At 64.0% G+C, this 13,301-nt stretch carries 7 protein-coding genes; 3 read left to right on the forward strand and 4 right to left on the reverse strand.

The genetic code is table 11. The features are described 5' to 3' along the window. Positions 1 to 7: 7 nt before the first annotated feature. The gene (locus tag AWB66_RS18640; protein WP_087631665.1) at positions 8 to 3,598 is read left to right on the forward strand and encodes an indolepyruvate ferredoxin oxidoreductase family protein; all 3,591 of its coding nucleotides are present in this window, start codon (positions 8 to 10) and stop codon (positions 3,596 to 3,598) included. A 75-nt stretch (positions 3,599 to 3,673) separates the two neighbouring features. Here AWB66_RS18640 and AWB66_RS18645 read toward each other — a convergent pair whose 3' ends face one another. From AWB66_RS18645 to AWB66_RS18655, 3 genes are all read right to left on the reverse strand, one after another. Then, positions 3,674 to 6,346: an ESPR-type extended signal peptide-containing protein gene (locus AWB66_RS18645; protein WP_087631666.1), complete on the reverse strand. Its 2,673-nt coding sequence runs from the start codon at positions 6,344 to 6,346 to the stop codon at positions 3,674 to 3,676. Between the two features lie 335 nt (positions 6,347 to 6,681). Next, positions 6,682 to 8,955: an NADP-dependent malic enzyme gene (locus AWB66_RS18650; protein ID WP_087631667.1), complete on the reverse strand. Its 2,274-nt coding sequence runs from the start codon at positions 8,953 to 8,955 to the stop codon at positions 6,682 to 6,684. 302 nt (positions 8,956 to 9,257) lie between these two features. Further along, complete coding sequence (locus AWB66_RS18655; RefSeq protein WP_087631668.1) at positions 9,258 to 10,487, reverse strand: MFS transporter; 1,230 nt, start codon at positions 10,485 to 10,487, stop codon at positions 9,258 to 9,260. 286 nt (positions 10,488 to 10,773) lie between these two features. On the opposite strand from AWB66_RS18655, the gene AWB66_RS18660 reads away from it, so the two are divergent. Beyond that, entirely contained in the window at positions 10,774 to 11,460 is a 687-nt protein-coding gene (locus AWB66_RS18660) for an orotate phosphoribosyltransferase (RefSeq protein WP_087631669.1), read from the forward strand. Positions 11,461 to 11,538: 78 nt separating this feature from the next. On the opposite strand, the gene AWB66_RS18665 is transcribed toward AWB66_RS18660, so the two are convergent. Then, a complete protein-coding gene (locus AWB66_RS18665; RefSeq protein WP_087631670.1) occupies positions 11,539 to 12,252 on the reverse strand; it encodes a response regulator in 714 nt (237 codons plus the stop codon). A 294-nt stretch (positions 12,253 to 12,546) separates the two neighbouring features. Here AWB66_RS18665 and AWB66_RS18670 point away from each other — a divergent pair, with 294 nt between their 5' ends. Beyond that, the gene (locus AWB66_RS18670) at positions 12,547 to 13,149 is read left to right on the forward strand and encodes a YbhB/YbcL family Raf kinase inhibitor-like protein (protein ID WP_087631671.1); all 603 of its coding nucleotides are present in this window, start codon (positions 12,547 to 12,549) and stop codon (positions 13,147 to 13,149) included. The last annotated feature ends 152 nt before the right edge of the window (positions 13,150 to 13,301 follow it).

Here is a 13,301-nt window from a genome sequence, read left to right on the forward strand (position 1 = left end):
ACACATAATGAATGCCCCGCTAGACGCAGAACAAAGAGCTTCGCTAGAAGCCGCGCTGAAATCCGTCACGCTCGACGACAAATACACGCTCGAACGCGGCCGCGCGTACATGAGCGGCATCCAGGCGCTGGTTCGGCTGCCGATGCTGCAACAGGAACGCGACAAGACCGCCGGGCTCAATACGGCCGGGTTCATCTCCGGCTATCGCGGTTCTCCCCTTGGTGGTCTCGACCAGTCGCTCTGGAAGGCGAAGACGCATCTCGCCGCGCATCAGGTCGTGTTCCAGCCCGGCGTGAACGAAGACCTCGCGGCCACCGCCGTCTGGGGTTCGCAGCAGGTCAATCTGTACCCGAGCGCCAAATACGACGGCGTGTTCTCGATGTGGTACGGCAAGGGCCCGGGCGTCGACCGCTCCGGCGACGTCTTCAAGCACGGCAATTCGGCGGGTTCGTCCGCGCACGGCGGCGTGCTGGTGCTCGCCGGCGACGACCACGCCGCGAAATCCTCGACGCTCGCGCATCAGTCGGAACACATCTTCAAGGCGTGCGGCCTGCCGGTGCTGTTCCCGTCGAACGTGCAGGAATATCTCGACTTCGGCCTGCACGGCTGGGCGATGAGCCGCTATTCCGGCCTCTGGGTCGCGATGAAGTGCGTCACCGACGTGGTGGAATCGTCGGCTTCGGTCGACATCGATCCGCATCGCGTGAAAATCGAGCTTCCGACCGACTTCACGATGCCCGACGGCGGCCTGAACATCCGCTGGCCCGATCCGCCGCTCGTCCAGGAAGCGCGCCTGCTCGACTACAAGTGGTACGCCGCGCTCGCCTACGTGCGCGCGAATAAGCTCGACCGCGTCGAAATCGACGCGCCGAACGCGCGCTTCGGCATCATGACCGCGGGCAAGGCGTATCTCGACGTGCGCCAGGCGCTCGCGGACCTCGGTCTCGACGACGAAACCTGCGCGCGCATCGGCATCCGGCTGTACAAGGTCGGCTGCGTGTGGCCGCTCGAAGCGCAGGGCGCGCACAAGTTCGCGCACGGGCTCGAAGAGATTCTGGTGATCGAAGAGAAGCGCCAGATTCTGGAATACGCGATCAAGGAAGAGTTGTACAACTGGCCGGATGCGCAGCGTCCGCGCGTGTACGGCAAGTTCGACGAGAAAGACGGCGCGGGCGGCGAATGGTCGGTGCCGATGGGCAACTGGCTGTTGCCGGCGCATTACGAGCTGTCGCCGGCGATCATCGCAAAGGCGATCGCCACGCGCCTCGACAAGTTCGATCTGCCCGCCGAAGTGCGCGCGCGCATCGCGACGCGTATCGCGGTGATCGAAGCGAAGGAGCGCGCGCTGGCGAAGCCGCGCGTCGAAGCCGAGCGCAAGCCGTGGTTCTGCTCGGGCTGCCCGCACAACACGTCGACGAACGTGCCGGAAGGCTCGCGCGCGATGGCGGGCATCGGCTGCCACTACATGACCGTGTGGATGGACCGCAGCACGAGCACGTTCAGCCAGATGGGCGGCGAAGGCGTCGCGTGGATCGGCCAGGCGCCGTTTACGAACGACAAGCACGTTTTCGCCAATCTCGGCGACGGCACGTATTTCCATTCGGGCCTGCTCGCGATTCGCGCGGCGATCGCGTCGAAGGCGAACATCACGTACAAGATTCTCTACAACGACGCGGTCGCGATGACGGGCGGCCAGCCGGTCGATGGCGTCCTGACCGTCCCGCAGATCACGCATCAGCTCGCGGCCGAAGGCGCGGCCAAGATCGTGATCGTCACCGATCAGCCGGAGAAGTACACGGCGAACGTCGGTCTCGCGCCGGGTATCGACGTGCATCATCGCGACAAGCTCGACGAGATCCAGCGCGAGCTTCGCGAGATTTCGGGCACGTCGATCCTGATCTACGACCAGACCTGCGCGACTGAGAAGCGCCGCCGCAGGAAGCGCGGCGCGTTTCCCGATCCGGCGAAGCGCGTGGTGATCAACGAGGCGGTCTGCGAAGGCTGCGGCGATTGCTCGGTGAAGTCGAATTGCCTGTCGGTCGAGCCGCTCGACACCGAGTACGGCACGAAGCGCCAGATCAACCAGTCGACGTGCAACAAGGACTATTCGTGTCTCAACGGCTTCTGCCCGAGCTTCGTGACGATCGAGGGCGGACAGTTGAAGAAACCGCAGACGTCGAGCGTGGCGGGCGACGCGATGCCCGTCGTGCCGGAACCCGACTTGCCTGAAATCGCGCGGCCCTATGGCGTGCTCGTGACGGGCGTCGGCGGAACAGGCGTCGTGACGATCGGCGCGCTGCTCGGCATGGCCGCGCATCTGGAGCAAAAGGGCGTGACCGTCCTCGACGTCACCGGACTCGCGCAAAAAGGCGGCGCCGTGATGAGCCACGTGCAGATTGCCACGCGGCCCACGGACATCCACGCGACGCGCATCGCGATGGGCGAAGCGGATCTCGTGATCGGCTGCGACGCGATCGTGACGGCGAGCGACGAATGCGGCTCGCGGATGCAACCGGACCACACGCGCGTCGTCGTGAACAGCGCACAGACGCCGACCGCCGAGTTCATCAAGAACCCGAACTGGCGTTTCCCGGGCGCGAGCGCGGAAGCCGACATCCGCGCGGCGGCGGGCGAGCATGTCGCGATGGTCGACGCGAACCGCTTCTCCGTCGCGCTCCTCGGCGACGCGATCTACACGAACCCGTTCGTGCTCGGCTTCGCGTGGCAGCGCGGCTGGGTGCCGCTGCGTCACGAATCTATCGTGCGCGCGATCGAACTGAACGCCGTGCAGGTCGAGAAGAATCTCGCGGCGTTCGAATGGGGACGCCGCGCCGCGCACGATCTCGAAGCTGTTCGACGTATCGTCGATTCGCAGGGACGCGCGCCGTCGCAGGAAACGACGAGCAAGATCATCGCGCTGCATTCGCCGAAAGCGCTCGACAAGCTGATCGAAAAGCGCCTCGCGTATCTCGCCGACTATCAGAACGAGGCGTATGCGGCGCGTTATGGACGTCTCGTCGCGCAGGTTCGCTCGGCGGAAGCCGAGTTGGGCCTGGGCGACGGGCAGTATGCGCTGACCGAGGCGGTCGCGAAGAATCTGCACAAGCTGATGGCGTACAAGGACGAGTACGAAGTCGCGCGCCTCTATGCCGATCCGGCGTTCGTGGAGAAAGTGAAGAGCAGTTTCGAAGGCGACTGGAAGATCAAGTTCCACCTCGCGCCGCCGGCGTTCTCGAAGAAGGACGCGAAGGGACAGCTCGTCAAGAAGCAGTACGGTCCGTGGATACTGCCCGCAATGCGCGTGCTCGCAAAGATGAAGTTCCTGCGCGGCACGGCGTTCGACGTATTCGGCAAGACCGAAGAGCGCAAGATGGAACGTGCGTTGATCGTCGAGTATGAGGCGCTCGTGAAGGAACTGATCGCCGGATTGACGGCGCAGAAACTCGCGCTGGCGATCGAACTGGCGAGCCTGCCCGACTCGATGCGCGGCTACGGCCACGTGAAGGACAACAACGTGAGGGCGGCGAAGACGAAGTGGAATGCGCTGCTCGCGCGCTGGCGTGACGGGTCTGCCGGGGAGGCGCGGCAAGTGGCCTAAAGGTTTTTGCTTGCGTCGAAAAAAAGGGGCGGTCCTTGCGGACCGCCCCTTTTACGTTGTGTCGTTACGTTGGGATCAGAACTCGTAGCCGACTTGCGCGCGCAGACCAGCGTCGCCGTGCGGCGTCACCGAAAACGCGCCGTTCACGAGCCACGCGCCGTCACGCGAACGATACGTCGCGCCCGCGCCCAGCGCGCTGTAGCCCTTGTAGTTGCCGATGCCCGCCGCCACGACCGTCTTGCCCGGCTCACGCGGTGTGAGGTTCGGCATCGCCATCGCCGCCGCCACGCCGGCGAACGCGCTGCGTTGCAGCGACGTCAGGCTTGCGCCGATATCGTTGCGCAACGCGTTCAACTGGTTGACGTTGGCCGCGTCCGTGCCGTTCGTGCCCGGCGCGACGTTCGTCACGCGGCGCTCGTTACCCGCCGATCCGACCGACACCGTGTTGTCCTGATCCGCGACGGAGTTCGCGCCGAGCGCGACCGAGTTGTTGCCGCTCGCCGTCGAATTCGCGCCGATGGCAACCGCGTTCGTTCCCGTGGCAACCGGCAGCGGCTCCTTCGTCGAGTTCACGGCGACATAGTCGACGCCCGCGCTCTGGAAGTTGTTCACGAGGCCGGCGTAGGCGTCGAGCTTGGCGTTCGTGGCGTTCAACTGTCGTCCGTTGACGGCGTCCGTGCTGGTGTCCGACAGATCGCCGTCCTTCACGTTCGTCAACTGGACTGCCGCGGGCGCGGTGCCGTCTGCCGGCGTGGGGCCGCCGAGCGTGACCTTCGTATGGTCCTTCGAGTCATACGCAACCGCGTTCGACGCGACTTCCGACACGCTCGCGAGATTGCCCTGCAAAGCGGCGATGTCGGTCGTGTTCTTGGTCACGCGGCCGTCGAGGTTGTCGATCGCGGCGCCCACGTTATGCACCTGCGAGCCGCCGACGTTGTAGGTCGGCGCGCTCACGCCGCCCTTCGAATCGACGCCCGCGCCGCCGCCGAGCGCCGCCGCGATCGTCGACGATGCGTTGAACAACTGCGAGCCGTTGACTGCATCGACGCTCTTTGCGTTCACCGCGCCATTCGCCACGCCCGTGACGACGCGCGGACCGGCCGTGCCGGCGACGTTGATCGTCGTGCCGTCCGTCGCGCCGCCGACCGTGATGACGCGCGTCGTCAGGTCCTGGCGGACGATGCCGACCTGGCCGTTGTCGATGTTGTTCGTCAGGCCGTTGAAGCTCGACGACAGGTTGCTGATGTCGGTGGTGTTTTGCGCGACCTTCACGTTGGTCGCATAGAGCTGCGCGCCGTTGACCGCGTCGGCGCTGGTGGCGCTGAGGGTGGCGTCCTTCACATTAGTCAGCTTGACGGGCGTGCCGGAGTTGCCGAACGTGACGATGTCGTGCGCGGCGGTGTCGTACTTGACGGCGTTGGCGGAGAGCGCGGCGAGGCCTGTGTTCGTCGACGTGAGGTTCGCGTTCGTCGTGGCGAGGTTCTGATTGGTGTCGTAGAGCTGCGAGCCATTCACGGCGTCGGCGCTGGCCGCGTTCAGCGCGCCGGCTTTCACGTTCGTGAGCGCGACCGGTGTGCCGACGTTGCCAAGCGTCACCTTGTCGTGCGCCGTGGAGTCGTATGTCACGCGCTCCTGCAAGCCGCTGTCGAGCGCCGTGATCGCGCCGCCGACCGTGTTCTGCGTACCGCCGTTTGCGTTATACGTGGGCGCCGTGACGGAACCATCGGGGTTGATCGCCGCGCCGCCGCCAAGCAGCGACGCTACGGTCTGCAACTGCGTCGTGTTCTGCGCGACATTCCGGTTCGTCGTGAAGAGTTGCGAGCCGTTGACGGCATCCGTGCTTGAGGCGCCGAGCGTGCCAGCTTGCACATAGGTGATCGTGCGCTGCTGCGAGGCATTGCCGACGGACACGGTGTTGGCCGTGCTGGCGACCGAGCCCGCGCCGAGCGCGACCGAACTTGCCTGCGTGGCCGTCGCGCCGTAGCCGACTGAGAGGGAGTCAGTTGCCGAGGACGTTGCGTGCGCGCCGAATGCTTCGGCGTGATTGGCCGAGGTGATGGTCATGTCGCCGATCGAGATTGCGTTTTCGCCCGTCGCGGTGCTGTGCACGCCGAGAACGATAGCGTTCACGCCATTGCCGTTGGCGCTCGATTGCGAGCCAACCACGATGTCGCTTCCGCCAAGCGCGGACGTGCTGTAACCGACGCTCACCGAGTTCGCCGAGACAGCCGTCGCTGTTTGACCTAGCGCGACCGCACCGACGCCTGTGACCGCGGAATTCGAGCCGATCGCGACGCCGCTCTGACCAGTGACGCTCGCCGAGTGTCCGAGCGCCACGCCGTCGATGGTTTCGCCGCCCAGCGCGGCGACACCAACGATCGCGTCCCGACCAATCGCAATACTGCCAGCACCGAACTCACGCGCGTTATAGCCAACCGCGACGCCGCCGGAGATGCCGGGCGCAGTCGAGCCAATGATGCCATCCGCTATGGCATTGGTTCCGACGGCCAGGTTGCCGTCGTCAAAACCCGTTGCGCCGGCACCGATGGCAATCGAACTGGCACCCTCGTTTGTACCGCCAAGGAGCGAAGCCGCCGAAGCGACGCCAACCGCGCCGCAAGACAACAGCAAAGCGACCGCCGCCTTCGCCACCCGCCCGCTGCGCTTGCCGCGCGCCGGCCCTTGCTCCGACACGGCGACCCACGCGCCGAGCGCTTCATTCCAGACGGACTTGTAAACCTTGTTCATTGCTTTACCCGCTGAGAATTTGCGGTTGATGCTCGGCGAAACGGCAGCGCGACGGTGATGCGGTGACGTTTGTCTGATGCCTTTGCTCAAGCGAGCCGCGAAATTTACTCAGTGAAGCTGAACGGTTTAACCAGATTTGTCCGAATTGAAAGGGTTGTTGCTAAATGTTGAAGTGTTAAAAAATCACATCACCCTGTTCAACATGCGGTTAATCAGGAATCTTTAGCGAATCTCCCTAGCAACACAACAAATTCAAAAAAAACGGCGACCCGGATGTCCTCCGGATCGCCGTTTTGTGACTCGCCTGCGCGCCAGTCGACGCGCCGTCGATTCCGTTACTTCCCGACCCGCGCCCCCGCCGAAGCCACCGCCGTCATATTGATGATCCGCCGCACGGTCGCGGCCGGCGTCAGGATATGCACCGGCTTGTCCGTCCCGAGCAGGAACGGTCCGACCGTCACGCCTTCGCCGCTCACCATCTTGAGCAGGTTGTACGTGATGTTCGCCGCTTCCACGTTCGGCATGATGAGCAGGTTCGCTTCGCCATGCAGCGAAGTGCCCGGGAACGACGCCTTGCGCACCGCTTCGGACAACGCCGCGTCGCCGTGCATCTCGCCATCGACTTCGAGATGCGGCGCGCGTTCCGCGATCAGCTTGCGCGCGTCCGCCATCCGCTTCGACGAGGCCGTCGGCACGCTGCCGAAGTTCGAGTTCGACACCAGCGCGACCTTCGGCTGAATGCCGAACTTCTCGATTTCGCTCGCCGCGAGAATCGTCATGTCGGCGAGTTGCTCGGGCGTCGGCACTTCGTTCACGTACGTATCGCTGATGAAAAGATTGCGGCCCGGCAGCATCAAGAGGTTCATCGCCGCGAAGTTCTCGACGCCCTTCGCCTTGCCGAGCACCTGCTCGACGAACTTCAGATGGTCGTGATACGTGTCGATCAGACCGCAGATCATGCCGTCGGCGTCGCCCATGCGAACCAGAATCGCGCCGATCAGCGTGTTGAACTTGCGCAGCGCGGCCTTCGCGCTTTCAGGCGTCACGCCTTCGCGCGCCGCGATCGTGTGATATTCCTGCCAGCTCTTCTGATAGCGCGGATCGTCCTCGGGGTTGACGATCTCGAAATCGGTGCCCGCTTTCAGCTTCGAGCCCATTTTCTTCAGCCGCATTTCGACGACCGCCGGCCGCCCGACGATGATCGGCTTCGCGATCTTCTCCAGCAGCACGAACTGCGCGGCGCGCAGGACGCGCTCGTCCTCGCCCTCGGCGAACACGATGCGCGCGGGCGCCGCCTTCGCCGCCTGGAACACTGGCCGCATCACCATGCCGGTGCGATAGACCGTCGCGCCGAGCGTCTCGCGATAGGCGTCCATGTCCTGGATCGGGCGCGTCGCGACGCCCGAATCCATCGCGGCCTGTGCGACGGCCGGCGCGATCTTGATGATGAGGCGCGGATCGAACGGCTTCGGAATCAGATACTCGGGGCCGAATTCCAGCGAATGGCCTTCGTATGCCTTCGCGACTTCATCGCCCTGATCGGTTTCTTCCGCGAGTTCGGCGATCGCGCGCACGCACGCGAGCTTCATCTCTTCGGTAATCGTCGTCGCGCCCACATCCAAAGCGCCGCGGAAGATGAACGGGAAGCACAGCACGTTGTTGACCTGGTTCGGATAGTCCGAACGGCCCGTCGCGATGATGCAGTCCGGGCGCACCTTTTTCGCTTCTTCCGGCCGGATTTCCGGCTCGGGATTCGCAAGCGCGAGGATCAGCGGCTTGTCGGCCATCGTCGTGACCATGTCCGGCTTCAGCACGCCCGCGCTGGAACAGCCGAGGAAGACGTCGCAGCCGTGCATCGCATCGGCGAGCGTGCGCGCGTCGGTACTCGACTGATAACGCTCCTTCGACGCATCCAGGTTGCCGCGCCCTTCGTAGATCACGCCCTTCGAATCGACGACGAGCGTATTCGACTTTTTCAGCCCGAGATCGACGAGCAGATCCAGACACGCAATCGCCGCCGCGCCCGCGCCCGAACAGACGAGCTTGATTTCTTCGAGCTTCTTGCCGACCACTTTCAGGCCGTTGAGAATCGCCGCCGACGCGATGATCGCCGTGCCGTGCTGGTCGTCGTGGAAGACGGGAATCTTCATGCGCTCGCGCAGCTTCTTCTCGATGTAGAAGCACTCGGGCGCCTTGATGTCCTCCAGATTGATGCCGCCGAGCGTCGGTTCGAGCATCGCGATCGCTTCGACGAGCTTGTCCGGATCGGTCTCGGCGAGTTCGATGTCGAACACGTCGATGCCCGCGAACTTCTTGAAGAGACACCCCTTGCCTTCCATCACCGGCTTCGCGGCGAGCGGCCCGATGTTGCCGAGGCCGAGCACGGCCGTGCCGTTCGTCACCACGCCGACGAGGTTCGCGCGCGAGGTGTACTTCTGCGCGTCGAGCGGCTCCTCGAAGATCGCCATGCACGCGGCGGCCACGCCCGGCGAGTACGCGAGCGAAAGATCGAGCTGGTTGGAGAGCGGCTTGGTCGGCGTGACGGAAATCTTGCCGGGCCGGGGATTCTGGTGATATGCGAGGGCGCTTTGCTTCAGTTGTTCGTCCATGATTAGCCTAGAGACGTTGAGATTATTCGAGTTGGCCTCGCTGCCGGCACGCGAGCCGCGGGGTGTAAATCGATGGATCGATCGATGAATACGGCGGCGCCCGGCGCGCCTGGTAGGCGCGTCGTCTCGCCGTTGCGGGATGACAGCGGCGGACAGAGCTCTTTTTTTGGGAGAATTAGTGTACACCCCGCACACGCGTTGACGCGAAGCAGCAATCGCGGAATCGCGCGCTCGGGAGGCAGGGTGAAACCCTTATCGGGCGGGCTTTCCTTCGACGAAAGCGTGCGTGATGCGCAGGTCGATCACTGCAAAGACGCGCCGCGCCGCTCGGGAATGAGGAAGAGCGTCGCGAGGATGTCGAGCACGTAGATCGACGCCAGAAACGCGAGCGCCGCCGCGAACGAGTACCGCGCCGCGAGCGCGCCCACGGCCACCGGCCCGAAGCCGCCGACCGCGCGTCCGATGTTGAACAGCACGTTTTGCGCGGTCGCACGCGCTTCGGTCGGATACAGCTCGGAGATAAGCGCGCCATAGCCGCCGATCATCCCGTTCACGAAGATGCCCATCACCGCGCCGCCGATCAGGAGCGCGAACGGCGTCATCAGATGCGAATAGACGAACACCATGACGACCGCGCCGATCTGATACGCGAGAAACGCGGGCTTGCGGCCAAAGCGGTCGGCGGCGATGCCGAAGAGCCAGATGCCGAGCGCCATGCCGAGCACGGTCGCGGCCGTCCAGACGCCCGACTTCGTGAGCGAATAGCCGAAAGTCTTCGACAGATAGCTCGGCAGCCAGATCATCAGGCCGTAATAGCCGAAGTTCTGCACCGAACAGAGGATCACGACGCCGAGACTCGCGCGCGCCGTGCTGGCATCGTCGACGAGACGCCTGAGCGGAAAGCCGCGATTCGCCTTCGCGCGCGCGGTGAAGAGCGCCGGCTCCTCGACGCGCCGCCGCACCGCGAACGACACCACCGCCGGCAGCAGGCCGACCGCGAACATGCCGCGCCAGCCGATCAGCGGCAAGAGGAGCGGCGTGAGGAGCGCGGCGGCGAGCACGCCCGCCTGCCAGCCAAGCCCGACATACGACGACGCCCGCGCGCGCTGCTCGGCCGGCCACGCCTCGGCGACGAGCGCCATGCCGATGCCGAACTCGCCGCCAAGCCCGATGCCCGCGACGGTCCGGTAGAACAGCAGGTCGCCGAAACCCTGCGCGAGCGCGCACAGGCCGGTGAAGACGGCGAACAGCAGGATCGTCCAGGTGAGCATCCGCACGCGGCCGTAGAAATCGGAGAGCGTGCCGAAAATCAGCCCGCCCGCGACCGCGCCGACGAGCGTCCACGTGACGAGCGAGCCCGCCTGCGTCGAACTCAGATGCAGGTCGGCGGCGATCGCGGGCAACATGAAGCCGAGAATCAGCAGGTCGAAGCCGTCCATCGCGTAGCCGAGCATCGAGGCGACGAGCGCGCGCGCGGCGTGGCGATCGGGCAGAACGTTCGATTCGGCGGAAGAAGGGGACGCAGGAGTCATGGCAGCAGCGGATGCGCGCGGCATCTCGATAAAGAGCCGCGAGTGTACGTGGGGCGTGGAGCGCTCACAACTCGCGAAAATCGCCAGCTTCCGCTGGCTTTCAAGCGTGTTACAGACGGACCCGGCATTCGCAGAAGGACTCGGAACTCGGGTAAAATCGCGGGCTACGCGCGCAGCCATCGTCGGACACGCCGGATCTTCCGCCGCTCGTCCGCCTGAGTCGCTGCGCCACGGGCCCACGGGCCGCCTCCGCGCTCTGCGCCACTCAAAGTCCAAGGATTCGCCCATGACAGGCAACGATCGCCAGACGATCTCAGACACCACCGCAAAAATGCTCCTGGAAGTCCAGGCGGTGCACTTCAACGCGGAAAAACCGTACATCTTCACGTCCGGCTGGGCGAGCCCGGTCTATATCGACTGCCGCAAGCTGATTTCGTATCCGCGCGTGCGCCGCGGCCTGATGGAAATGGCCGAAGCGACCATCCTGCGCGACGTCGGCTACGAGCAGATCGACGCCGTCGCGGGCGGCGAAACCGCCGGCATTCCGTTCGCGGCGTGGCTGTCGGACCGCCTGATGGTGCCGATGCAATATGTGCGCAAGAAGCCGAAGGGTTTCGGCCGCAATGCGCAGATCGAAGGCCTCTTGACCGAAGGACAGCGCGTGCTGCTGGTCGAGGACCTGACCACCGACAGCCGCAGCAAGATCAACTTCATCAATGCGCTGCGCACGGCGGGTGCGACAGTCAACCACTGCTTCGTGCTGTTTCATTACAACATCTTCAAGGAAAGCGTGTCGGTCCTGAAGGACATCGACGTCGATCTGCACGCGCTCGCCACGTGGTGGGACGTGTTGCGCGTCGCGAAGGATTCGGGTTATTTCGAAACGAAGACGCTCGACGAAGTCGAAAAATTCCTGCATGCCCCGGCCGAATGGTCAGCGGCGCACGGCGGCGCGACGGCCGCGCCGCAATAAACGTCTTCAGGGCGCGCATTAAAAAACCGCTGGGTGCCCAGCGGTTTTTTTTGTCTCTTCCGAGAAAGCAACAAAGAATTAACTGATATCCGGCCTGGACTGGGACGGCGTGTCGGGATTTCCGTCTCCGACATACGCCGCGAGATTTAATAGCCCATTACTTTGCGCGTACTGAAACAGTTCGGAATCGCGGTCGATACCCAGTTTGCGCATTGCGGTGTTTTTCTGCGTACTGATGGTTTTTATACTGCGACGCAAGTGCGCGGCAATCTCGGTAATGGTCATTCCCGAGACAAAAAGTCGCACAACTTCCAGTTCACGTTTCGACAGCACGACGTCACGTTGCTGCCCGCTCGCGGAAAGCCCCATGCTGTCGAGCGCCGCCTTCACTGACGGCCCGATGTATTCCTGCCCGCGCATGACCTGCACGATCGCGAGGCCGATATGACTTAGATCGTCGGCCTTGCTGATGACTGCGGTCACGCCGACTTCCCGCAAACGTTTGAGCAGCGCCGGATTTTCGAGCATCGTCAGGACGACGATCCGCACCGAAGCAAACTGCCGGCCGACATAGCCGAGCAGCGGCATGCCGTCGCCGAATTGCCCGCCCGGCATGGCGAGATCGGACACCAGAACGTCGCAAGGCGTCTTCTGTAACAGCTGAATCAATTCCGTAGACTGCCGTGCCTGGCCGACCACCTCGATTTCCGGAAAGCGAGCCAACGCCTGCGCAGCGCCGAATAGAATAACCGGATGGTCGTCAGCAATAATCACTCTTATTCGCTGGCTCATTATTTCCCCAACCGTTGTAATTGACGCGATAGCCCGCGAATAAGCGCCGACTTGAACTTTTTCATTTGCTGATCCATACCAAAAAAACCCGGGATCCAGGCTCTACTTTAGTCTTTCTCTGACAGACAGGATAGCCACAATGCACACTGCATCACGCGCTACGACAACAAAACGTTAACGATTGTTGCAATGTTAAACTTGAAAGTGACATATGGTGCAGTTTGAGACAAATTACATCGTTACACAATCGTAACGATGTCAGTTCCGATGTTGAGAATAAGGAGAATCCGCACCATGCGTTTGGCAAGCCTCGCCGCGCGTCTTGCCGTACTCAACTCCGGCCGTTTCACCCTCGTTTTCGCCGCGCTCTGCGCGGCGGCGATCGCCTTTAGGTCGCCTCACGCGCTCGCCGAACCCACATTCACGGTCAAAAGCAGCGATCTGATCGCCGGCAAGGCCGTGTCGCCGTCGCTGCTCTTCGATCAGACCGACTGCAAGGGCGGCAACCGGTCGCCGCAGCTCTCCTGGCACGGTGCGCCCGCCGCAACGCGCAGTTTCGCCGTCACGATCGTCGATCCGGACGCGCCCGGCCGCGGCTGGTGGCATTGGGCCGCAGCCGGCATCCCCGCCAATGTCACGCAGTTGCCCGGCAATGCGAGCGCATCGGGCGCGCTGCGGACGATGGGCGCCGTCGAGGCCCGCAACGATTTCGACACCGACGGCTATGGCGGCCCCTGTCCACCGCCCGGCAAGCCGCATCGCTATGTCATCACCGTCTACGCGCTCAACAGCGACGACCTGCGTCTGCGCCAGGGCCGTCCCGCGCTGATGTTCGAGCACGAGATCCGCGCGACGACGATCGCGAGCGCGCAGCTCGTCTTCACCTACGGGCGCTAGTCGCACGACGACGGGACGGCGCACCGCCGTTGGCTGGCGAACCGAGCGACCGGATTTCTTCTTGCTAGACTGGCCCGGCCGAGTCATCCCCGGCGCCCTCGTCACCGGAAAGCGCGGCAAGCCGCGCTCGCGACCGACGACGGACGCCCCAT

The organism is Caballeronia telluris, assembly GCF_001544495.1.
In the GTDB taxonomy this organism is placed as follows: Bacteria; Pseudomonadota; Gammaproteobacteria; order Burkholderiales; family Burkholderiaceae; genus Caballeronia; species Caballeronia telluris.